Origin of the sequence: Nocardia sp. NPDC059240, from assembly GCF_042753865.1 — a bacterium.
Taxonomy (GTDB): domain Bacteria; phylum Actinomycetota; class Actinomycetes; order Mycobacteriales; family Mycobacteriaceae; genus Nocardia.
This window is the reverse complement of the sequence record NZ_JBHZAC010000001.1, coordinates 1,202,971-1,225,255: the sequence shown is the minus strand read 5'-3', so window position 1 is coordinate 1,225,255 and position 22,285 is coordinate 1,202,971. Positions and strand designations below refer to the sequence as shown.

The window sequence follows — 22,285 nt, the reverse complement described above, 5'->3', positions numbered from 1 at the left end:
TCCCGCCCCGGTGCCCCCCCCCCGCCCCCCCTGTACCCCCCGGGCCGGGGGGGGGGTGTGTCCCCCCTCTCCCCCCGCGGGGGGCCACCCGACCAGGATCGTGCCGCCGCGACGGTCCACCAGCCCGAGCAGGCATGCGGGGGTGGGAACTCGATGGAGAGAAGGATTCATGACCGAGCCCTTGGTGCTGTGCATCGTCGAGAACGGCATCGCGACCCTCACCTTGAACCGACCCGACAAGCTCAATGCCTTGACCGCGGATACCTTCGTGGAGCTCAGGGCGCACCTCGCGACATTGGCGGCAACTGAGGGAATACGCTGCCTCGTTCTCACCGGAGCAGGCCGATCCTTCTGTGCTGGACACGATCTCGAGGCGCTGGCGGCAGGCGACGAGACAGACAACCGATTCGTCGAGGCCGAGACGATCGACGAGCTCGAGCATTTCCGCGCCCCGACCATCGCCCAGATCCAAGGCTATTGCCTCACCGGTGGCTTGGAGCTCGCACTTGGTTGCGATCTGCTGGTAGCGGCTGACAGCGCGAAGCTAGCCGACACTCACGGCAAATGGGGCCTGATCCCCGTATGGGGCATGTCGGTCCGACTACCCGAACGGGTAGGAATCTCCCGCGCGAAAGAACTCGGCTTCACCAGCCGAGTAATCGACGGGATTGAGGCCCATCGGATCGGCCTGGTCGATCGATGTGTACCGGCGCCCGAACTCCAGGCCGCGGTAGCCGACCTCGCCGCCGAAATCACAGCGAATTCACCCGGCACCAACCGAATCTACAAGTCGCTGTACGCGAACTGCCTTCGAGTCGACCGCGACGCATCCCTGCTTTCCGAGCGGAACATGGACCAGGGCGTGCCTGATGACGCCGCCGAACGGCTGGCCCGAGGCCGCTGAATTCAGCGCCGGAAAAGGGTTCGCACCTTGCCTGGTCTCTTGGGATGATTCCAGCGTGATCGACTGGCTTGCAACGGATTCGGCCCCCATCAATGCTGCTTTGACGTCGAGGGATCTACTTGTATTGGGTGCGCCGATAGCGACGGTCCTAGCCGCATTGATTGGCGGCGTGATCGTGATCAGGAACGCTCGTAAGACGCCCTTTGACCGGCTCGAATTGCTGATGAAGGTTCGTGCGAGCTGGCCGGCAGGGCTGGGCAGCCGTGATTCTCTCGACCGTGCGCTTCTCCGAGCGGTGGCGGCGGTGCGTGTGATCGAAGGCGACCGGCGCGGTCCGTCGCAAACCGACGAGGAGCGCGAGGCGTTCGGCCGGGCGCTCGAACGTGACCGCGCTCAACTAGCTGCGCTTGGAGCTGGAGTCGTCGGTTGGGTCCTCTTCAACGGATTCGTTTACACATCGAGCCACCCATCGGCGAGCTACGCCGAGTTGGCCGCCATCTGGGGAGTTGGTCTGGTCTATGTCGTCGTACCTGGCGTTGTTCTGGCGTTCGTGGGCCGGAGCGTTCTTGGCCGCCGCTTTCCACCGCATCTGCTTCGCGACGGTTCCTCGAACGATGGGAACCACGACGGTCTCGTGTTCGATTACTAGCGTTCGCAACCACGGTCTTCGACCAATGCCTCACCATAGCTGGGCTCGCAACGCTTCGGCTGGACTACGCTGTGGCGCAACATGATACGGAGGGGGACGGGTGAAGATTGGGATCGTGTCTGTTTCAGTTGTGGCGATCGCTGTGATCGCGGCTGGATGCGGCGATGGTCAGCAGGGGACGGCCGCGGTCACGTCCGCATCGGTCGGCGTTTCGGGCAAGTCGGGTGGCGTGGTGGTGGCGGAGGACGACCGGAAGGCGGCCGAGGCCGCGGTCTTGACCATCAATGACATGCAGGCGGGGTCCACTGCGAAGGGGGCTGTGAAATCGGATGTGGCAGCGTTCACTACCTCGTTCCGCAACACGCCGGACTTTCTGACATGCATGGGGATGGAGCCATCACAACTGAACAGGTTCGGTCCGTGGGCGTCCTCACCGACGTTCACGATGCCGGACGGCCATATCTCGGGGTCATATGTCGCATTCGCCTCGGCTGTAGAGGATGCGATCAGTGGAATGCGCGAGTACCGCGACAGTCGGTTCGCCGCCTGCACGCTGAGTTCGCTGCGGAATCAGAAGGTCGCCGGGTTGACCGTTGACTCTGTGGATGCCCTGGCTTTCCCCGAGCTTGGTGACGAGACCATCGCCTATCGCACGGTGGTGACGATATCCGTGAACGGCACCACGATTCGCGGAATCCAGGATGCCGTCGTGATCCGCAGGGGAAGGGTACAAGTGACCATGGAGTTCGACAGCAATGATGGAACTCCCTTTCCGATCGACAGGGCCGAGGCGCTGGCTCGGGTTGTGGTCAGTCGCCTGCCCAAGTAGCTCCGCGCTCCCGCCAGGCTGGCTCAGGTTGGTTGGTACCTCGACCCGTCCGCGTGGCGACCGGAATCCGAAGTCGGCCCGATCTTTAGACTGGCATGCGTGGGTGCACCTGAACAGTCGACTAGCAACGCACCGCGGCGCCCGGGACGGCCGCGGGGGAGCGTCTCCGGCAACGCCGAGGCGACGCGCGAACGGATTCTCGAAGTGGCGATCGAGTTGTTCGCCACCGTGGGGTATCACGCCACGAGTGTGGCGGAGATCGGGTCGCGTACGGACTTGCAGCCGGGCGCGTTGTATTACCACATCAAGTCCAAAGAGGAAGTGTTGTGGGAGATTCTGCGCCGCTACGTCGAGAAGGCATTGGCCGGCGCTCAGCAGGTGACGGCGAAGGATGGCGACCCGGTGGAGAAGCTGGGGCAGCTCATCGACGTGCACATCGACATCATCGCCAAGCATCGGCGAGAGGTGCTGATTCAAGTGCGGGACGCCGATGCGCTGACCGATGAGCATCAGGCTCAGCTGCAGGACTTGCGCCAACAGGTTCAGGACTGCTGGGAGAGTGTGCTGGACGAGGGGTATCGGGCGGGTCGGTTCACCCGCTCCAACCGGATCGTGGCCAATGGACTACTGGGAATGGTGAATTCGATATCCCAGTGGTATCGGCCACGCCGGGGGGTTACCGCCCACGAGATCGCGCAGGAGTTCCGCGCGATGGTCCTCGATGGGCTGGTTCGTTAGGGCGGATCAGACCGTTTCGAGAAGTTCCGCGAATCGGCGCTGCGCCTCCGCGCGCCGAGTCGGAACGTGTTCGGTTGGAATCTCGTCGACCGGGGGCGTGTAGTCGCGCAGGACCAGACGAGCGACGGTGTCGCGGTGGACCTCGTCGGGGCCGTCGTAGATCCGTGCGCCACGGGCGGCCCGGTACATGGACTCGAGTGGCAGGTCGCTGGAGAAGCCGAGCGATCCGTGCGTCTGGATCGCTCGGTCGATCACGTCGTGAAGCACCTTGGCGCCGTAGTACTTGATGTAGGCGATCTCCTTGCGGGCAGCTCGGACGCCATGCTGATCGATCATCCAGGCGGCATGGAGCGTCATCAACTTCGCGGCTTGCATCTCGGCCGCGGAGTCCGCGATCCAGGTGCGCACGGTCTGCTTGTCGGCCAGCAGGCTACCGTGTGAGTAACGGTAAGTGGCGCGCTCGCACATCATGTCGAAGGCCCGTCGGGCCTGGCCCATCCAGCGCATGCAGTGGTGGATTCGTCCTGGTCCCAGCCGCTTCTGTGCGATCAAGAAGCCATCGCCAGGTTGACCCAGCACGGAATCAACGGGCACTCGGACATTTTCGAAGACCATCTCGGCGTGGTAGCCGTACCAGTTGGGGCGGATGTGATCATGCTCGATGGTGGGAATGTCGCGCAGGATATGCACGCCTGGGGTGTCGGCCGGAATGATGATCTGTGAAGCGCGCCGGTGCCTTTCAGCGTCGGGGTCTGTCACCACCATCGCGATGAAGAAGTCGGCAATCGAGGCATTGCTGATGAACCACTTACGGCCGTTGATTACCCAGTCATCGCCGTCGCGAACGGCTGTCGTTGACAAACGGGTCGGGTCGGCGCCCGCGTTGTCGGGCTCGGTGAGGGCGAACGCGGACATCATCTCGCCGGCGAGCAACGGCTCGAGCCAGCGCTTCTTCTGGTCGGGAGTACCTGCGATGGCGAGGATTTCACTATTACCCGAGTCGGGTGCGGCGTTGCCGAAGACGAGTGGGGCGAAAATGACCTTACCGATGATCTCGTTCATCAGGCCGAGCTTGACCTGACCGAAGCCTGGACCACCCAGCTCGTGTCCCAAATGCGCGGCCCACAGGCCTTGAGCCTTGACCTCCTGTTGCAGCGGGGCGACGGCCTTCCGCAACTGAGTCCAGTCGAGGTCGAGTGTTTCGAGCGGGTAGATCTCCGACTTGACGAAGTCGTCCATCCAGTCGAGCTTTTTCTGAAACTCGACGTCCGCGAAGAGTTCTGATACCACTATGTGTGTCCTTCCATCAAAGGATGAGAGTGCCCGAAGCGAGTGCGCGGGCCCGGGCGAAGAGGCGCAATGTCAATGCGTGCAGGTACTCGCCGATAGCACGGGGCGCGGCCCCGGCGCAGGCGCGGGCATAGGTGCCTTCCAGCACGATGCCGAGCTTGAACGACGCGAGGATCGTGTACCACGTCATCGCCGACAGATCGCGTTGTGAGCGTGCGGCGTAGCGCTCGATGAGCTCCTGAGGAGTGGCCAGGCCGCCAGCCTTGGCCAGCGGGCCATCAATGAGGGGTTCCTGCTCGTCCGGGTGCGGCCAGGTGGCGAGCAGCCAGCCGAGATCGAGCAGCGGATCGCCGATGGTGCACATTTCCCAGTCGACGATCGCCGCGACTTCCGCCCGGTCGGGGCGGAACATGACATTGGCCAGGTGGTAGTCACCGTGCATGATGCCCGGCTGCCAGGTATCAGGCCGATTGTGGTCGAGCCAGTCCGCGATCTCGTCGATACCGATGATCTCTGATCCGTCGTAGCCCGAATACTTTGTGTAGGAAGACAATTCCTTCAGCCAGCGGGCAACTTGGCGTTCCAGAAACCCATCGGGGCGTCCGAAATCCTCCAGCCCGACCGCTTTGTAGTCCACGGCGGCGAGGGCGGCGAGCGCATCTACCATGGCCAGTCCCATGTCGTGGCGCAGCGAGGAATTCTCGACGTATGCCCGCGGAAGTTCGGTCAACGCGTTGAATCCCTCGATGGGCTCCATCAGGTAGAAGACCGAGTCGCCGAGCACTGTTTCGTCTGGGCAGCTTGCGATCAAACGGGGATGTGGCACAAGGCTTTCGGAAAGAGCATCGAGTACCTGTACCTCCCGGCGGAGCACGTTGTTCGTGGCCGGGCGTATGTGGCTGGGTCCTCGGCGGAAGACGTAGCGCCGGTCAGCGCGCTCGAAACTGAGCATGACGTTCTGTGTTCCGCCGCCGATCGGCTGCACATTCTGGATCGGGCCGGCTCCCAGACCCTGGGCGTCCATCCAGGACTCCAGTATGTGCAGGTCGACACCGTTGTCTTGTCTTGACTGCTGTGGCACGAGTCGTATCATAGGCGCGTAATGTATTGAGTGTCCACTCTATTAATTGGAGCGCCAGTGAGTATGGACGGACAGGTCGTCATCGTGACCGGCGGTAGCCGCGGCATGGGCAAGGAGATGGTGAAAGCCTTCGCTCAGCGCGGCGCGCACGTGGTGATCGCCAGCCGCAAGGTCGAGAACTGTGAGACGGTGGCAGCGGAGGTTGCTGAGAAGTACGGGGTTCGCACGCTCGCGGTGGGCTGCAATGTCAGTGATTGGGACGATTGCGATCGGCTCGTCGAGGCGGCGTACGGGGAATTCGGCCGGGTGGACGTGCTGGTGAACAACGCCGGGTTGTCGCCCTTGTACCCGAGCCTGGATCAGGTCGGTGAAGCCTTGTTCGACAAGGTGATCGGCATCAACCTCAAGGGTCCGTTCCGCTTGACCGCGGCGATCGGCACCCGAATGGCGGCCGAAGGTGGCGGCTCGATCGTCAATATCAGCTCGATCGCGGCGAGTCATCCAGATCCGTATTCGTTGCCGTACGCGGCAGCGAAGGCGGGGCTCAATGCGCTCACCGAGGGCTTCGCGCAGGCGTTCGGCCCGAACGTCCGCGTCAACGGAATCCAGTGTGGAGCATTCCTGACCGATGTCTCCGCTGCCTGGACTCCCGATATTCGAGAGCGCCTCGGCAATGCTGCCGCTCTGAAGCGTTGCGGTGAGGCCGACGAGGTGGTTGGAGCCGTCGTGTACTTCGCGGGCGCCGAATCGTCCTACTGCACTGGAGCGACCCTCCGGCTCGACGGTGGCATGCGCTGATCGAAACGTGATGGTCTCATGGTGTAGCTCTTGAAAAACTGACATTAAGTCAGTAGTGTGACCGGGATCACCTCGAGTTAAAAAGAAGGTTGATGTAGCCGAATGGCCCCGCAGATCCGCCGTCTCCCTGCCGATATCGACCGCTTTGTTGGCCGCCGCATCGAACTGGTTGAAATCAAACGCCTGCTCACGGTGACAAGACTGCTGACCCTGACGGGAATCGGCGGCGTCGGCAAGACCCGGCTTGCCGTACGGGTCGCGAGGGATCTGCAGCGGACCTTTCGGGACGGTGTTGCCCTCGTCGAATTGGCCGACTTGCGAGATCCAGAGTTGCTGGCCACCACGATTGGTGCGGGGCTCGGGCTTCGGGACCAGTCAGCACGGTGGTCGGCTGAAACGCTTGTCGACCATATTCGGGACAAGACGATGCTGATCGTGCTGGACAACTGTGAACACCTGACGAGCGCCTGCGCGGCTTTGATCGAGGTCCTGCTCCGGTACTGCACAGAGCTGCGGGTATTGGCCACCAGCCGGGAACCGTTGGAACTGGCTGGTGAGTGCGTCTTCGGTGTGTCGGCCCTGCCGGTCCCGGACCCGGAAGCTCGAATAGTCCCGGCGCAGTTGAGCCAGTACGACGGCGTCACCTTCTTCCTCGATCGGGCTGACGCCGCCGTGCCCGGGTTCGCAATCACCGACGAGAACCACGCCGCGGTTGCGCGCCTATGTCATCGTCTGGACGGCCTGCCACTCGCGATGGAGCTCGCGGCCGTTCGCCTGCGCGTGCTCTCGGTCGATGAGGTGCTGTCGCGTTTGGACGACCGGTTCCGGCTGCTCGGCACCAGCAACCGCAACACCGTTGAACGCCAGCAGACGCTGCGGTCATGCATGGATTGGAGCTTTGATCTGTGCACGGTGGCGGAACAGCGAATGTGGCGACGACTCACCGTATTTCACGGCAGCTTCGATCTGGACGCCGTGGAGTGGATATGCGCCGACGATGACCTGCTCGGCCATGAAGTCTTCGATGTCGTGGCCGGGCTCGTCGGCAAGTCGATCTTGCAGCGCGAGTCGACGTCCGTCGCGACGAGTTTCCGCATGCTCGAGACGGTGCGGCAGTACGGGCAAGCGAAACTCCGAGAAGCACTGGAGGAAGATGTTTTTCGTCGTCGCCATCAGCACTGGCACCTGAATCTCGTCGAGCAACTCGCCGATGAATGGATCAGCCCGCGCCAGGCGGAATGGCTTGCACGCCTACGTCGCAACCACGCGAATCTGCGGGCAGCACTGGAGTTTTGCGCGACGACTGCAAGTGAGGCCGCGATCGGCCTGCGCCTCGTCACCGGCTCCGAACCGTATTGGGAGGTCTTCGGCCTGTTGCCCGAAGCCCGTCATTGGCTGAGTCGACTGCTGGAACTGGTCGAGCGTGACGCTCCCGAGCGATGCAGAGCGCTTCGACTCGATGCGTGGTTCGCCACGATGCAAGGTGATTTCGAGGCGGCCGAGATCGCACTCGATCTCGCTGAGAAGCTTGCCGCAGAATTGGACGATCCCCTCGCCACGGCGTACGTGCAGCAGACGACGGGAATGCTTGACGCACTCCGAGGGGGTGAGCTGTCCGGAATCTCTTTGCTCGCGGACGCTCTGGATCGGTTCCGGGGTGCGCACGACACGGCGGGAGAAGTATCGACCCTGCTGCTGCTCGGAATGACCGCAGAGTTCGCCGGTGCGAAGGAGGAAGCGGTCGACTGGCTCGACCGGTGCCTCGCCATTACCGAAAGCAAGGGTGAGTCACACTGGCGCGCTTACGCGCTGTGGATGCTCGGGATTCACGAGCTGTGGGATGGCCGACCCGGTCGTGCCGGGGAACTCGAGGCGCGAGTACTGGCAGACAGCCGTGAGGCGGACCTCGCGGCTGTCGCTAGAGCGGTCGAAGGGCTCGGTTTCGTCGCTGCGCGCCATCACCAGTACGACCGGTCCGCGGTTTTGCTCGGTGCGGCCGACCGAATCTTCGATGAGATCGGTGTCTCGACGGCGGCGCTTCCAGCCCTGCATGCCTATCGGTCAGAGGTCGACGAATCATTGCGAGCGGCGATGGGGGAGAGGAACTTTCACAGCCGGTATGAGAAGGGGAGGGCTTTGCCCCGTCATGAGGCTCTGGATCTTGCTCACGCAGACGGAGCAGTGCGGACGGTGTCGGAGCCTGTCCCTGGCGGATGCCGCACCGCACTGACGGTCAGAGAGCTGGAGATCGCCGAACTCGTCGCCGAGGGGCGAAGCAATCGCGACATAGCGAACGACCTGATCATTTCCAAACGCACGGCAGAAGGCCACGTCGAGAAGATCTTGAGCAAGCTCGGCTTCTCCAACCGAGCACAGATCGCGGCGTGGATCACGGAGCTTCGTCTCCAGAATTAGTGAGCACGAGAATATTTCGGATCGAACGTGACGCTCGGGGACGGAATCCAGGCACCTCGTTGTGCCGGGACCCGACCCAGTCGTCAGCTGTCGGCGGCGGCGGTGATCGCGGCGGTCAGTCGTAGCAGGAGACTCCGCGGCGCATGCTGCCCTCCGATCGCTCCCAGCCGGTTGAGCGTTCCAGGTATGACGACGCGCTTGCCCGCGCGAAGACCCTCGACTCCGGCTTCGGCGACCTCATACGGCGTCATCCACAGCACATCGGGCAGGCCTGCGGCGATCGCTGCCGCCGTGCCGCCGGATTCGTTCCACAGCTCGGTCTTGACCGGTCCCGGACACAGGGCGGTCGCAGATACGCCGGTGCCGGCCAAATCGGTATGTAGCCCCTCGGTGAATGACAACAGGAACGCGTTGGCGGCCGCGTAGGTCGCGTTGTTCGCAAGAGGTTGGAACCCGGTCGTAGACGAGACGTTGAGGATCGCGCCGCGCTCACGTTGGAGCATCGCGGGTAGGAATCGTCCTGTAAGGGCTACCGCTGCTTCCACTTTCACTCGGACGATGGCGAGTTGGAGTGCGATTTCGCTCTGTTGGAACAGGCCTGTCGAGCCCAGGCCCGCGTTGTTCACGAGGACGTTGATATCAAGGGAGTGATCCTCGGCGGCTTGGGCGAGTTGATCGGGTGCGGATCGATCGGAGAGATCGCACGGAACCACCAGAGCTCGCACTGCGTAATCGGTTTCGAGTTCGACAGCCAAGGCCTCGAGACGGTCCGCGCGGCGGGCGGTCAGAAGGACGTTATAACCGCGCCGTGCAAGCGATTTCGCGATGGCAAGGCCGAGACCCGACGATGCCCCGGTGACGAGTGCGGCTCCATGTTCAGTTGGGAGAGGAAACATAAGTGCAGAGTACTGACTATGAGTCAGTAACGTGGACGGTTGGCGTGTGATCTGCTCCACTGAGCGGAATGGCGAGCCAGGTGAGCCGCCGACGTTCGTTCGGCGGCTCGGCTGGCGTTCGGGTTAAGCCTGATTCGCGCGGATGAAGTCTTCCCAATTGCCGAACGCGCCCCGCTGCACCAACTCGATCCGCATTCCCAGCGGGTGGTTCATGTACGCGAGCATCGCAGGCCATCGGCCGTCGTCGACGAGGCAAGCCTCCATCGAGAACCCGCTGTCCTGCATCACACGAATCGCTTCGTCGAGATCGTCGACGAAGTAGCCGATGTGGTGTGGGGCGTTGCCGGGGACGGCCTCCCACAGTGTGCCCGGTCGCTCCTCCACCAGTTCGATATAGGGGGTATCGATCGAGTACATGATTCGTGCCTGAATGACGCCCTCCTCGTCTCCGTATCTGATCGGCTGCTCCGCCGACAGCACATTCGTCCATCGATAGCCGCCGGCAGCGGTCAACGCCTTTGCGGCTTGTTCGAGGTCGGTGACGACGAAGGCGGTGTGATAGTAGTTGTCTGGCGAGACGGGGTGTGTGCTCATCGAGGCGTTCCTTCTCTCTGTCTTCGGCGCCGCGCCGAAGACGCTCTTCGATATGGTGCGATCGCATGTGACCCGGACGGCCGCGCTTTTGCGGTGGGCGATTCTTAGCTCCGATTCGACTGTGGGGCAGTCGAATCGGAGGTTGGGAGCTAGTGCCGAGATCCGGCAGGAGTAAGGATTGCTGCGCCGAACGCGAAGGGTGTGCTGGCTCCGAGCGCAAGCGGCATGGTGGCCCCCTCCGTGTCGAGCAGCTTCTTCAGCCCGATTCCGATATCGGCCGAGCCGACATGTCCGGAATCGTCCCCGGTGACGACCGCGCGCTCCATCGGGATCCCTGCGGCCTCGGCGATTACGGGAGTGAAGTTGGGCGACACCTGATTGCAGACGAGCCGCTCGGCGACGGTCGCAGTGTTCTTCTGTGCTGTTGTGAACGCGTCTTGGTACCCGTTGACGTATGCCACTCGGACCTCGGAAAGAGGGATCGGCGCGAACTTGCGAAAGTTCTTGGCGCCAGCGGGAAGAACGGGATTTCGGGTTCCCCCGTACTCGACCCGCAGGATGCCGGCGAACTCGGTGTGGCTGGAAAAGCCGGTCGAGGCCAGATGCCAGAGTGCCGGCGCATCGGTACCGACGCTGACGACCATTGCACTGCCGCCGTCACCGTAGCCCCAAAGGTTCTGGGCTGAGTTGTCGGATCGATCGACGGTGTCGCTCAGGCGTTCGCCGCTGACAATCGCGGCGTATCCACCGCCTTGCGCCGCCAGCCAGCCCTGAACCAAGGACAACGACCACAGGGTGGCCAGACACCCGCAGTTGATGTCGAGCGGCATACAGGTGCTCGTTGCGCCATGCTGTCGTATCACCTCTGCCGACAGCGACCACGAGCCGAGATACTCGCGCGACATACCTGTGGAGACAACGATTTTGAGCTCGGACGCGGGTACTCCGACATCCTGGAGGGCGACGTCGAGCGCTCGGGACGCGAGTGATGCGGGATGGTCGTCATCGCCGCCGACCCGCACCTGGGGCCAACCGGAATACGTTTCGACATCACCACCGACCGTCGCGGCCAGATCGCGCACCGACTGTGCCGCGGGCAGGTCCAGGCCGACTGCGTGAATCGCCAAGGGATCCATCGGAAATGACCTCCTCACTCGTTGAAGATGGCTTCGACGGCGTCGGCGAGCGCCTCGGATCGGGCGCGGAGCTCGGCGGTACCGACGTTCTGCATCGGATGGTCGAGGACGACGACCGGAATCGGCCTATCGGTCTCGTAATATGTTGCAATTCGGTCCATCTGGGACTCGAATGGCTTGGTCAGGACCGCGATGGCCGCGGCTCCCCGCTGTTGGAGCAAGATCGCGTCACGCACGCTGGCAGCCGAGCAGCTGCCGCAATCGGAGATGCCACAGAGGATCAGGCCCCCTTTTGAGGCGAGCTCTGCAAGCTCTGCGTCGTCGAGCGTGACCGACGCATTGAGTTTGAGCTTGACCTCCTCGCGAACGGGGATTCCGCGTGCGCGCAGAATCGCCTGTGCGCCACGGAGAATGGCGATCGAGTTTGGCTTGTGGTTGTCCACGAACACGATCTCCCGGTGCTGCGGGGACGTGCTTACCTTGATCGCCGGCGGCTTGGGGCGTGGGATCGGATCCACCAGGAATTCGCAGCTGACGTCGCCGCAGCTGACGACGCGCTCGCTGGGTTTGACGAAGGTGCTCACGTTGTCTACCTCTTACTTGGATTCGGCGACGGGCCGGGAGATGACATGGACGTTTCCGGTCCAGCGGGGTATGACTGCCGAAAATTTGCCACCCTCTTTGCCACATTCCACGAACGAGAGCTGCTCCTCCGTGCGGAAAGGAGCTCGCATTTCACCGGGGACGACCTGCCAGTACTCCGCTGGGTGAAGAGGTATCCGCCCTACTCGGGCAAGGTCATCGGTCTGGCGTGTGGCGTGCTCGAAAAGGAAGCGCCGCGCCTCATCTCGCGTGAATTGTGACTGCACCAGCTCCATATGGTCGGGTGCGATGGCGATGAGATAGCCGCTGGATTGGTAGTAATGAGCGGTGGAACCGAAGTGGGCGATTGTGTCGGCGATCGTGAGTAGGATCTGTTCGCCCGACTCGGCGTAATGATTGTTGACGCTGATGGGTCCTTCAGTCGCCATGATCGTCGCGGCGGACGCCTCCGCCGCCAGTGCGAACTGGGTGTGAAAGCTCGGCCAGAATGTGACCGGATGCTCGGCAATGCAAAACGACAGGCGGCCGGGGTGGCCAATGGTTCCATGCGCTTGGAGAACCCCGCCTGCGCGCCCGCAGAATAGCCGAACAAGCTGTGCGAACCTGCCGATTGTCGCGTTCACGCGGTTATTCGCGCCCAGGGCATTCGCCTCGTGTTCGAAGCCGAGTTCACCGACGATCGAGCCGCTCGCGATGACCGTTGTGGAGACGCCGCCGGTGGTCACCTCGCAGCCGCTGATATTGAGCAGTGGATCGAGCAGTGCATGCCCGACCGCTCGGAGGAATCGGCCGTATTCGGGTTTGCATCCGGCCATTACTGCTGCTGCGGCCAAGTGCTCGCCGCGGATCTCGAGATGCTGATCTTCGATGGTGCCGACCACTTCGGTGGCAGACCAGCCGCATGCTTCGAGCATCGTGTCGACCAGTGTTCCGTAGGGCGGGATTACCGGCAGGCCGTCGGACCACCCCGCCTCGAAGCACCGCTCGATGTCTTCGTACACATCCAAACTCATGCGGGCCAGGCTACCGTCCAAAAGTCAGTAAAAATAGGGCGAAAATCAGGACAGAACTGACATCAGGTCAGTAACGTAGAGTTCGGGTCACTTTGCCCGTTTCGCATGTAGAACCCGGCCTGATCTGGCCGAAATGGAGGTAGGTATGCCAGCGGACACGATTCGGAAAGTCATCATCGTGGGCTCCGGTCCCGCGGGGTATACGGCGGCCATATACGCCGCGCGTGCACAACTCGAGCCGCTGATCTTCGAAGGCTTGCAGGCCGGTGGGGCGCTCATGACGACGACCGAAGTGGAGAACTTTCCGGGTTTCGAACAGGGCATTCAAGGGCCGGAGTTGATGGCCGGAATGCGCGCGCAGGCGCTGCGGTTCGGCGCGGAGTTGGTCACGGCAGATGTGGATGAGGTGGAGCTCGCCGGCCCGATCAAGTACGTCACAGCGCAGGGTGAACGGCTCGCCGCGCGAAGCGTGATCCTCGCAATGGGTGCTGCCCCAAAGTATCTGGATGTTCCTGGAGAGCAGCGACTGCTCGGCCGGGGCGTCTCCTCGTGTGCGACCTGTGATGGGTTCTTCTTCCGAGGCCAGGACATCGCAGTTGTCGGTGGTGGCGACTCGGCGATGGAGGAGGCGGAGTTCCTGAGCCGGTTCGCCCGCACCGTGACCGTCGTGCATAGGCGGGAGGAGATGCGCGCGTCGAAGATCATGGTGGAACGTGCGCAGGCGAACGAAAAGATCCTCTGGAAGCTGAACACACAAGTCATCGAGGTGCACGGCGAGGACACCGTGCGAAGCCTTCGCCTGAAGGGCGTGTCGACCGGTCTCCAGTCTGACCTGCAGGTGACTGGACTTTTTGTGGCGGTCGGCCACGACCCTCGATCCAGTCTCATCCGCGGCCAGGTCGAGGTCGATGCGGCGGGATATGTGGTGGCACGAGGGCGCAGCTCGCTCACGAGTCTGGACGGGGTTTTCGCCTGTGGTGACCTCGTCGACTACTCGTACCGGCAGGCGATCACCGCTGCCGGTTCGGGTTGTGCCGCGGCGCTCGACACCGAGCGTTGGCTGTCCCAGGCCCGAGTCTGACCTGTGCCAATGGCGCGCAGCGTACATGAGCAAGCGTCGAAGTCCGGCGCACCCGAGAGATTGAAAACGAGAGAGTGAAGATGTCCAACTCAACAATCACTTTGACCGCCGCGAACTTCGCCGATGAGGTGCTGGCCGGGGGCCGGACCGTTCTGGTCGACTTCTGGGCGCCGTGGTGCGGGCCGTGCAAGGCAATCGCGCCGATGCTCGAGGAGATCGCGGCCGAGCAGGCTGGGACGTTGGTGGTGGGGAAGCTCGATGTCGACGAGTTTCCTGAGATCGCACGGGACTATCGGGTGATGTCCGTACCGGTTCTGATCTTGTTCCGTGATGGCGAGCCGGTTCGGCAGATCGTGGGAGCGGTGGCGAAATCGGCTCTGCTGTCGGAACTTTCGGACGCGCTGGTTTGATCGGCGCCCGACCGGTGGTTGGCGCGATCGCCGCCATCCACCGATCGGAGCTGTTGTTGACGGAGTGTCAGTGTCGATGTCATCCGACTGCGGCATTCCCGTTGATTTACTGACATTGAGACAGTACAGTCCGTGTGACGCAGCTCATTAAGGGCGCGCACTGTGACCCGGCGCATGGTCTGGGGAGGGTCGGTCGCAGGGTTACACCGGAGGAAGAGGTATCGAGGTGGACACCACGCTGGAATACGGCGAACACCTGGCAGAGGAAAATCTCACCGACATCGAAGCCGTCATCATCGGCGGAGGAATGTCGGGAATCCGCACCGCGATCGAGCTCAAGCGCCAAGGGCTGGGATTCGTTCTGTTGGAGCGGTCGGACGGGCTCGGCGGCGTCTGGAACCACAATCGCTATCCCGGCATCGGGTGTGATGTGCCGTCGCCGACCTATCAGTACGGATTCGCGCTGAACAACTGGTCGCGTCTATTCGCGCCTGGACAGGAAATCCGCGAGTATCTGGAGCGGGTCGCGGCCGAAAATGACATCGTACGACACGTCCGATTCGGAACGGAACTGCTCGACTCGGTGTGGTCCGACAGCGAGAAGAAATGGCTGTGCGAAACGAACAAGGGGCTGATCCGTGCTCGGTTCCTGATTGTTGCCACCGGCCAGAACGACCGAGCGTCCATACCGGAGATCCCGGGCGCTGACAAGTTCGACGGGGACATCTTTCATTCTCATGACTGGCCCGCTGATTTCGACGCGGAAGGGAAGCGGATAGCCGTCGTAGGTACCGGCGCGTCGGCGATTCAATTCGTGCCCGAGATCCAGCCGTCGGCTGAGCGGCTCGTGATTCTGCAGCGTACGCCGTCGTGGGTTGTTCCCAAGCCTGACGTGGTGCACGAAGAGCGGAGCCCGCGACGCGCGAAGTTGCGACAGCGAATCCTTCGGGCATTCATCTGGTTCCTGTTGGAATTCTTGGTGATCACTGTCAAGTATCCACGCCTGGCGATACTCCCTGAGAGGTCGGCACGCAAACATCTGGAACAGCAGATCGCCGATCCTGAGCTGCGAAAGGTGCTGACTCCGGATTACAAGGCCGGATGCAAGAGGCTACTACTGTCGAACGCTTGGTACCCCGCGGTGTCGGCACCCAATGTCGATTATCTGCCATCGGCCCTGAGCGAGATTCGTGAGAAATCGGTGGTCACCTCGTCCGGCCGCGAGTTCGAGGTCGATACGATCATCTGGGGGACTGGTTTCAACTTCGGGTCACCGATCTTCGACAGAATTCGTGATCGAAAGGGCCGCCTCTTGGCGGAGCGATTCGAGGAGATGCCTCGGACCTACCGTGCGACAACGATCGTCGATTGCCCGAATTTCTTCCTTGTCGGTGGTGTTCACTCCGGAACCGCGTCGGTCTTCATCGGCTGTGAGGCACAGGCCCGATACGTTGGATCTGCGATCCAGATCATGCGGCGGCAGGGCATTGAAACGGTCGAACCCAAGCCTCACAAGGAGCAAGCCTGGATGGATTACAGGGATTCGTATCTGTCCGGATTCGTCTTCACCACCGGGTGCAAGACATATTATCTGACCAGCAAAGGCCATAATCTGGCTATGTGGCCAGGTTCCCCGTCTGGGATGGTCAGGAAGCTGAGAAAGTTCGACATCAAGAACTACCAGGTCACTGCCACCTCGGATGTGTCCAGGTCTCACGAAGCGCTGCGAGTGACGGGTTAGAAGGCACAGCAGTGTGGTCGCAAGCCGCAGTCGAGTGCGAGATGCGCTCGGCCGCGGCTCGCTGTGCATTGGAGCAGAGGTCGGCCCTCGGGGACACTCGATTGGCTGTGTCCAATACTTGTGTTGCTGGCGTGTTGGTTCCGGCCGATCGGGTGAAGGTCCAGGACGTGAACTGGGTGCCGTGGTCGCCATAGATGATGGTGCCCGCGGCGGGGTCCCTAACGGACTCAGCGGGTGGGACTCGTCTCGCTTTGCGGCGCAAGGGAAGTCCGGACGGGCCTGGCTCGGCGCATCAGCAACTCGAGGGTGTTTGCCCCGATGGTGAGGCGATGGAATCGCGCCAGCTCGGCATGGGATCTGCGGGCTCCAATAGGTGCCGCGCCAGGTGTCGTGAACGCGGGTGATTGGGTCGGTCAACTACTGGTGGCGGATCGCTCGCTCCGATGGTGGGCGGTCGCACCATTCTTAGTAGCCCCGACGTCGATACCGTGAGCGCGTATCAGGCGCGTCTGATCCGCACGCCATCATCGTGGAGTTCGGACGCGAGGAGGTAGCGACCTTGGGGAAACACCGCTCCGACTTGATCCGCGGCCTCGCGCAGGATCTTGACCGTTTCCTCGGAGTCGCGAATACGCTTGCGGGCCTTGACCCGTTCGACGGATTCATTGCGGCTGCGACCCGTCCTCGAGGCCATGATCTCAGGTCCTGCCGTTTCCAGGGACTCAGGCACGACTGGGCGATGCTATCGCCTATTGGTGTCCAGAAGCGGCCTGTGGGGCCGGGTTCTCCTGTTGGCGGTCGCCTTCGAAGAACTCCGGCCCAATAGCGAAGTTGGTGCGACCCCCTAATGGGGGAGGGGCACGGTGTCCTTCGAGCCCTGGCCGGCCGTCGCGGTCGAAGCAAGGTACGTGGCCTGGATTTCGTCGATGTTCTTGCGGGCTTCGGCCGCGGTCCCGGAGAACCGGATTCGTCCGTGGTGCAGCAAGTAGACGCGATCGGCGATGTCGAGGACGCGGTGAACATGCTGTTCGACCAGCAGTGCGCCTAGGCCGTGCTCGTCGGCAGCGGCCCGGACGGCGGTCAGGAGCTTTCCGACTGTCTTCGGTGCGAGTCCGAGTGAGAGTTCATCTGCCAGAAGCAATTTCGTCGGACGCGCCAAAGCCCTTGCAAGCGTGAGCATTTGCTGCTCGCCGCCGGACAATAGACCCGCGCCGCGTGACATGAGCGGTTCCAGTTCAGGGAAGATCGCGGTTGCCGCCATGATATTCGCTCGGCCCACGGTCAGATTCTGGCGAGTCGTGAGATTGGCGAAGGTGGATCTTTCCTCGGTGACGAAGGCGAGCCCCTGGCGTGCGCGTTTGTGCAACGGAGCGGTCGTGACCCGGCCGTCGATGAGGACGTCGCCGGCGAGTGGTTTCAGCTCGCCGGCGAGGGTGAGGAGGGTGGTGGTCTTCCCTGAGCCGTTCGCGCCGAGGAGAGCGATAACCTCGCCCGGGCGGACAGTGATGTTGAGGTCACGCACGATCTCCACACCGCGGTAGCCGCAGTGGAGTCCTCGTGTCATAAGTAATGGATCGGTCATCGTCACAGCCTCGCTTCCGACGGCGTGCGGGTTTCCGTCTCGGAGACGGGGATTGGGTCGGCTGGGTCCGGGCTCGCCTCGTCGCCGAGGTAAGCGGCGATCGCTGCTCGGTCGGCACGTACTTCATCCGGGGTCCCGGTGCAGACGTGCTTGCCGAAGTTGATCACAGTGATGCGGTCGCATGTGTTCATGACGAAGCCCATGTCGTGCTCGATCACGAGAATCGCCATTCCCCAGGCATTGGCGAGTTGCCGTACCAGGATGGCGAACTCATGCGACTCGTGCTCACTCAGACCTGCCACTGGTTCGTCGAGCAGCAGGACCGAGGGTTGGGCTGCGACAGCTCGGGCGATCGCGACGAGACGCCGCTGTCCGTAGGAGATCTCGTCCGGGAACTTGTGCAGGATCGGCGCGAGACCGAAATCCTGGATCGCAGCAAGCGTCACCTCGGACAGGCGGACTTGCCGGGGGCGCAGGATCTCGATCAGTGCCGATGCGCCGCCGTCGAAATGCCCCGGGACTTGGAGGTTTTCCAGCACTGTCATTTCGGGAAAGAGCTCCAGGCCTTGGAACGATCGGACCAAACCGGATCGGGCCCGTCGATGCGCAGACCACTGATCGATGCGCTCATGACCGAGCCGGATATTGCCCTCGTAGTGCGCGAATCCCGAGACCGCGTCCATCAGAGAGGTTTTGCCCGCGCCGTTCGGGCCGATAAGGCCCACTACTTCGCCCGGGGCGACGCTGATTCCGATCGCGTCGACGGCCACGATGCCGCCGTAACGTACTGTCAGGTTCTCGATCTGAAGTCGTTGCGGGACAACGCATGTTGGTTCGATTTTCGGTGGGATGGCGACATCGTCCCCTCGATGCGAGGTTGGACGGCCCTGCGGGATTTTCGCGGTGGCCTGGCTGAACGCACGTCTGAGACCGTAGACGACACCGTCTTGGTTGAATCGGACTGCCAGCAGCGCGCCGACACCACCGATGAGGGCCAGCCATTCACCGAAACCGTGCCAATACGACCCGAGCAGCGACAGCACCGCTCCCGGTGCGAGTAGCGCGCCGAGCAAGGCTCCCATGATGAATCCGACGCCGCCGATCACCACCCATGCGACCGCCAGCAGCGATGTGAAGGCGTCGAGGGTGACGAAGCTGGTGCTCTCGTATTGGAATGCGAGCATGGTGCCCGCGGATCCTGCGATCGCGCCAGAGATGGCGAAGGCGAGAAGCTTGGTTCGGAAGACGGAGACTCCGGATGCCGCCGCTGCGCGTTCGTTCGATCGAACTGCAATCATGTTGCGCCCAAGCCTGCTACGCCGGATGTTCGCGACCAACACGCAGGCCAGCGCGAATATCGCCAGCGTGAACGCCGCATACCGGCCGGGGTGTGTCTGGCCGCTGATCTCCCAGCCGAACAGGGTCGCGCGACCCACCGAGACCCCAGCGGTCTCACCGGACACCTGGGGATTGGTGAAGACCATGTCGTGAACAGCCCATGCGGCGGCGAGCGTGATCACAGCCAGATTGACGCCACGCAAGCGAAGCGCCGGGATCGCGATGATCAACCCGGCGACCATCGCGCCCAGAACACCGACTGCCAGAGCCGGAACCAGATCGAGGCCCGATCGCTGTGCCAGCCGGGCGGCCAACAGGCCGCCGACGCCGGCGAGAGCATACTGCGCCAAGGAGATCTGTCCGGCGTAGCCCATGAGGACGACCAGGGACAGCAGCAACGTGGCGGCGATGAACGTGACTGTCAGAGCCGCCATGACCGTTGGATTGCTCGAGAGCGCGACGATCAGGCCCGACCCGATTGCGATGGTAGGCAGGACAATCCGCCAGCGAATTCGCCCGGTGCCGATCGCGGGCAATCGCTCGCCGATGTGCCCGCGCAGCGGAAGCGACGACCCACGCACAATCATCACCAGCAGCACGACGAGCACTGGGAAGGCGTCGGAAGTCATGGTGATGTGCAGGTGCTTCTCGAAGAAGTCGTTGTAGTTCACTGCTACGGTTTGGGCGACACCCACGAACATGCCGCTGGCCAAAGTCGCGGGGAACGATTGGAATCCGCCGAGCAGAAGCGCGGCGAGCACAGGAATGATGAGCAAGCTCAGGCTGCCGACCGATATCTGGGTGATCGGGGTCAGCAAGATCCCGGCGGCCGCGGCAAGGCCCGCGCCCGCGGTCCATGTTGCCGACGATACGAATCCGGGCGAGATCCCGAGGGCCGCGGCGCCCCTCTCGTTCTGAGAGACGGCGGCCGTCACCCAGCCGATTCGTGTGAAACGCCATACGACCGTCAGCAGAACGGTGATCGCGACGGCGATCCCGACCATCCATGCATAGCTGGAGGGAAGGGTGACCGAAGGGCTCAACTGCCAGATGCTCGTGGGCAGGATAGCGGGAACGAACGGCGGTGATGCTCCCCAGATCTTGCTCGCCGCGGCGATGAGCACCAGCAGGACACCGACGGTCGCGATCAGCCTCGACAACGGTGACGCGTTGCGCATGCCGCGGAGCAGAAGGCGATCGGTGGCCAAACCTATTGCCGCAGTGGCGGATACCGCTGCCAGAAATGCAGGTAGAACCGGCCAGCCGGGCTGTGATGAATACGATGCGCCGAGACTGCTCGGGACATGCAACTGCAGGTATAGGTAGGCGCCGAACATCGCGAATCCACCGTGGGCGATGTTCAGGACGCCGGAGCCGCGATAGATCAGAACCACGCCTTGGCCCAGCAGCGTGTAGATGGCGCCGAGCCCTAGACCGAGCAGTGCGTATTGGATGACGTTGGTCATGTGCTTGTTTCCTCAATGACACCCGGGCCGCGGATCGCCGTCGGCCCGGGTGGACTCGTCGAATCGCTTACGGCACAAGCTCGTCGGCGTGAAGGGTGTCGGCACCCTGCACCTGAACAAAAGCCTGCTTGGTCACGTCCCATTTCTTGAGGAAGTACTTCGCGTTGAACAGGCGGCTGTACTTCGGATTCGAGTTCGGCTTCGAGAAGTCGACGGGCGGCAGCAGGGCCGTGTCGCCATCACCGATCTTGACCGTCGTATTATTCAGTGCCGCAAGGAAATCGGAGCGCGTCAGTGCGCCACCCACATTTGCTGCTCCTTGCTGCACCGCCTGCATCGCGGCCCATCCGAGCATCACCAGTTCGGTGTTGTTCGAGGCATCGAGGCTCGCGGCTTGGTCCTCCGAGTTCTCGGCCTGCGCCTGCTGGCGGAACTTGTCCAGCATCGGGTACCCGGTCCAGGACACATCGGGCAGGAACGACGCCGCGTAGAAATCCTTGGCCTGGTTGCCGAGCCCGCCGAGGACCTGGTTGGGGACCGTTCCGTCGATGACACAGGTCGGCTTGCTCTTGCCCAGCCGGGCAGCTGCTGCCAGCCAAGCTCCTGTACCTTGGGACGCTGCCGCGAGAACTACTGCGTCAGCACCCTTCTCGGACACCTGCGACACGAAGGGCGTCACGTCGGTGGTTGTGACCGGGAAGGTCACTGGCCCAGTTGTGTTGATCCCCGCGTGTTTTGCTGCCGCAACACCATCATTGGTGACGTCGACAGCGGCTGGAATGTCGACGGTTGCGAAACCCACCGTGCTTGCCTTGGTGGCCTTGGCTGTCAACACAGCACACGCCGCAGCACCGAAATTGGTTGTCACCAGCGGAAAGTTGATCGGATTCGTGAAGTCCGACGGCGCGACGGGGATACCCCCGACACTGGGAAGTCCGGCGTTCTGCAGCACAGTGGTGAACTGCTGCACCGCGAGCACATCCTGCGGGGCCACCACAGCGATTGCCTGCGGATCGTCGGCTGCCTGCTGGGCGCATTGGATTTCGCCCTGCGGCGTGAATTGCGTGTCGCAGGACTTCACCACCACCTTCTGGTGGTTCGAGCCGATGCCGCCGTGGTCATTCATGTAACGGGCCGCGGCCTTGACACCCGCGCCGGGTTGCGGCGCAGCGGCGACTCCTCCTGTCGCGGCGATCGTCCAGACGTCGACCTCGGGACCAGTGGCCGGCGTCTTCGCGGCCGTGTCCTCGGGTACTGCCGGACTATTGTTCGTACTCGATGAGCATGCCCCCAGCGCGGCCGTCACCCCCAGGGCCACCGCGCTGGCGATGACGCGCCGTTTCAGCAACTTGTGTGTGAACACTGGTTTTTCCTTCCGAGGTTCGCTGATTGCGTTCGATCAGCGTGGCCACGGGAAGTGACCGGCAACACGGGAGAAATACCTGTGCCATACCTACGTGCCGCGGTGGCAGGTCTCAGAGCAGGCGAAACGTGCTGCCATGTAGCGCATTGCGACATTCCGCGCGGCCGGTTCGTTATTCGGTTCGAACGACCGATCAGTGGTCCCAACGGTGTGCGAGTGGACCGTGTCCGAGTTTGTCGGATCGCCTGTCGCCCTTCTACGTTGCAGCCCTGGTCGCGGAGTGCGCTCGAGGTCGTTCGGGTGCCGGAAGGCGTTAGGGCCTAGACGGTTTCGTCGCGTCTCGGTGCCCTGTATCCCG

At 62.8% G+C, this 22,285-nt stretch carries 20 protein-coding genes; 9 read left to right on the top strand and 11 right to left on the bottom strand.

Translation table 11 applies throughout. From position 1 onward, the window contains the following. Positions 1–169: 169 nt before the first annotated feature. The 4 genes from ACFXHA_RS05740 (at position 170) to ACFXHA_RS05725 (ending at position 3,120) form a co-directional block, all read left to right on the top strand. On the top strand, positions 170–904 hold the full coding sequence (locus tag ACFXHA_RS05740; protein WP_379353285.1) for an enoyl-CoA hydratase/isomerase family protein: 735 nt from the start codon (positions 170–172) through the stop codon (positions 902–904). Continuing rightward, a complete protein-coding gene (locus ACFXHA_RS05735) occupies positions 870–1,553 on the top strand; it encodes a hypothetical protein (RefSeq protein WP_379353283.1) in 684 nt (227 codons plus the stop codon). Before ACFXHA_RS05740 ends, ACFXHA_RS05735 begins: the two co-directional genes overlap by 35 nt. Positions 1,554–1,653: 100 nt before the next feature. Then, positions 1,654–2,382 carry a hypothetical protein gene (locus ACFXHA_RS05730; RefSeq protein WP_379353281.1) on the top strand — a complete coding sequence of 243 codons (729 nt, stop codon included), beginning with the start codon at positions 1,654–1,656 and terminating at the stop codon, positions 2,380–2,382. 204 nt (positions 2,383–2,586) lie between these two features. After that, positions 2,587–3,120, top strand: a complete 534-nt coding sequence (locus ACFXHA_RS05725; RefSeq protein WP_379353279.1) for a TetR/AcrR family transcriptional regulator — start codon at positions 2,587–2,589, stop codon at positions 3,118–3,120. Between the two features lie 6 nt (positions 3,121–3,126). Here ACFXHA_RS05725 and ACFXHA_RS05720 read toward each other — a convergent pair whose 3' ends face one another. Together ACFXHA_RS05720 and ACFXHA_RS05715 are read right to left on the bottom strand one after the other, a co-directional pair. Next, positions 3,127–4,359, bottom strand: a complete 1,233-nt coding sequence (locus ACFXHA_RS05720; protein WP_379353481.1) for an acyl-CoA dehydrogenase family protein — start codon at positions 4,357–4,359, stop codon at positions 3,127–3,129. Positions 4,360–4,426: 67 nt separating this feature from the next. After that, on the bottom strand, positions 4,427–5,503 hold the full coding sequence (locus tag ACFXHA_RS05715) for a phosphotransferase family protein (RefSeq protein WP_379353277.1): 1,077 nt from the start codon (positions 5,501–5,503) through the stop codon (positions 4,427–4,429). A gap of 51 nt (positions 5,504–5,554) precedes the next feature. Here ACFXHA_RS05715 and ACFXHA_RS05710 point away from each other — a divergent pair, with 51 nt between their 5' ends. Both ACFXHA_RS05710 and ACFXHA_RS05705 read left to right on the top strand, forming a co-directional pair. Continuing rightward, positions 5,555–6,289, top strand: coding sequence for an SDR family NAD(P)-dependent oxidoreductase (locus ACFXHA_RS05710; protein WP_379353479.1), 735 nt, complete (start codon positions 5,555–5,557; stop codon positions 6,287–6,289). 102 nt (positions 6,290–6,391) lie between these two features. Further along, complete coding sequence (locus ACFXHA_RS05705) at positions 6,392–8,704, top strand: LuxR C-terminal-related transcriptional regulator (RefSeq protein ID WP_379353275.1); 2,313 nt, start codon at positions 6,392–6,394, stop codon at positions 8,702–8,704. An 83-nt stretch (positions 8,705–8,787) separates the two neighbouring features. Here ACFXHA_RS05705 and ACFXHA_RS05700 read toward each other — a convergent pair whose 3' ends face one another. The 5 genes from ACFXHA_RS05700 to ACFXHA_RS05680 form a co-directional block, all read right to left on the bottom strand. Next, positions 8,788–9,600: an SDR family NAD(P)-dependent oxidoreductase gene (locus ACFXHA_RS05700; protein WP_379353273.1), complete on the bottom strand. Its 813-nt coding sequence runs from the start codon at positions 9,598–9,600 to the stop codon at positions 8,788–8,790. 123 nt (positions 9,601–9,723) lie between these two features. Further along, the gene (locus ACFXHA_RS05695) at positions 9,724–10,194 is read right to left on the bottom strand and encodes a VOC family protein (RefSeq protein WP_379353271.1); all 471 of its coding nucleotides are present in this window, start codon (positions 10,192–10,194) and stop codon (positions 9,724–9,726) included. 149 nt (positions 10,195–10,343) lie between these two features. Then, positions 10,344–11,330 (bottom strand): hypothetical protein, encoded by a 987-nt coding sequence (locus ACFXHA_RS05690; protein WP_379353269.1) that lies wholly within the window; start codon positions 11,328–11,330, stop codon positions 10,344–10,346. Between the two features lie 14 nt (positions 11,331–11,344). Then, the gene (locus tag ACFXHA_RS05685) at positions 11,345–11,914 is read right to left on the bottom strand and encodes a UGSC family (seleno)protein (protein ID WP_379353267.1); all 570 of its coding nucleotides are present in this window, start codon (positions 11,912–11,914) and stop codon (positions 11,345–11,347) included. A gap of 12 nt (positions 11,915–11,926) precedes the next feature. Continuing rightward, positions 11,927–12,946, bottom strand: coding sequence for a hypothetical protein (locus ACFXHA_RS05680; RefSeq protein WP_379353265.1), 1,020 nt, complete (start codon positions 12,944–12,946; stop codon positions 11,927–11,929). Positions 12,947–13,091: 145 nt separating this feature from the next. On the opposite strand from ACFXHA_RS05680, the gene trxB reads away from it, so the two are divergent. From trxB to ACFXHA_RS05665, 3 genes are all read left to right on the top strand, one after another. Beyond that, entirely contained in the window at positions 13,092–14,027 is a 936-nt protein-coding gene (gene trxB, locus ACFXHA_RS05675; protein ID WP_379353263.1) for a thioredoxin-disulfide reductase, read from the top strand. A gap of 80 nt (positions 14,028–14,107) precedes the next feature. After that, positions 14,108–14,437 carry a thioredoxin gene (trxA, locus tag ACFXHA_RS05670; protein WP_379353478.1) on the top strand — a complete coding sequence of 110 codons (330 nt, stop codon included), beginning with the start codon at positions 14,108–14,110 and terminating at the stop codon, positions 14,435–14,437. A gap of 226 nt (positions 14,438–14,663) precedes the next feature. Then, positions 14,664–16,178, top strand: coding sequence for a flavin-containing monooxygenase (locus tag ACFXHA_RS05665; RefSeq protein ID WP_379353260.1), 1,515 nt, complete (start codon positions 14,664–14,666; stop codon positions 16,176–16,178). 499 nt (positions 16,179–16,677) lie between these two features. On the opposite strand, the gene ACFXHA_RS05660 is transcribed toward ACFXHA_RS05665, so the two are convergent. The 4 genes from ACFXHA_RS05660 to ACFXHA_RS05645 all read right to left on the bottom strand — a co-directional run bounded on the left by ACFXHA_RS05660 (position 16,678) and on the right by ACFXHA_RS05645 (position 21,927). After that, the gene (locus ACFXHA_RS05660; RefSeq protein WP_379353258.1) at positions 16,678–16,872 is read right to left on the bottom strand and encodes a hypothetical protein; all 195 of its coding nucleotides are present in this window, start codon (positions 16,870–16,872) and stop codon (positions 16,678–16,680) included. 150 nt (positions 16,873–17,022) lie between these two features. Next, positions 17,023–17,760, bottom strand: coding sequence for an ABC transporter ATP-binding protein (locus tag ACFXHA_RS05655; protein WP_379353476.1), 738 nt, complete (start codon positions 17,758–17,760; stop codon positions 17,023–17,025). A 2-nt stretch (positions 17,761–17,762) separates the two neighbouring features. Then, the gene (locus ACFXHA_RS05650) at positions 17,763–20,564 is read right to left on the bottom strand and encodes an ATP-binding cassette domain-containing protein (protein ID WP_379353256.1); all 2,802 of its coding nucleotides are present in this window, start codon (positions 20,562–20,564) and stop codon (positions 17,763–17,765) included. Between the two features lie 67 nt (positions 20,565–20,631). Next, positions 20,632–21,927 carry an ABC transporter substrate-binding protein gene (locus ACFXHA_RS05645; protein ID WP_379353254.1) on the bottom strand — a complete coding sequence of 432 codons (1,296 nt, stop codon included), beginning with the start codon at positions 21,925–21,927 and terminating at the stop codon, positions 20,632–20,634. Positions 21,928–22,285: the final 358 nt, after the last annotated feature.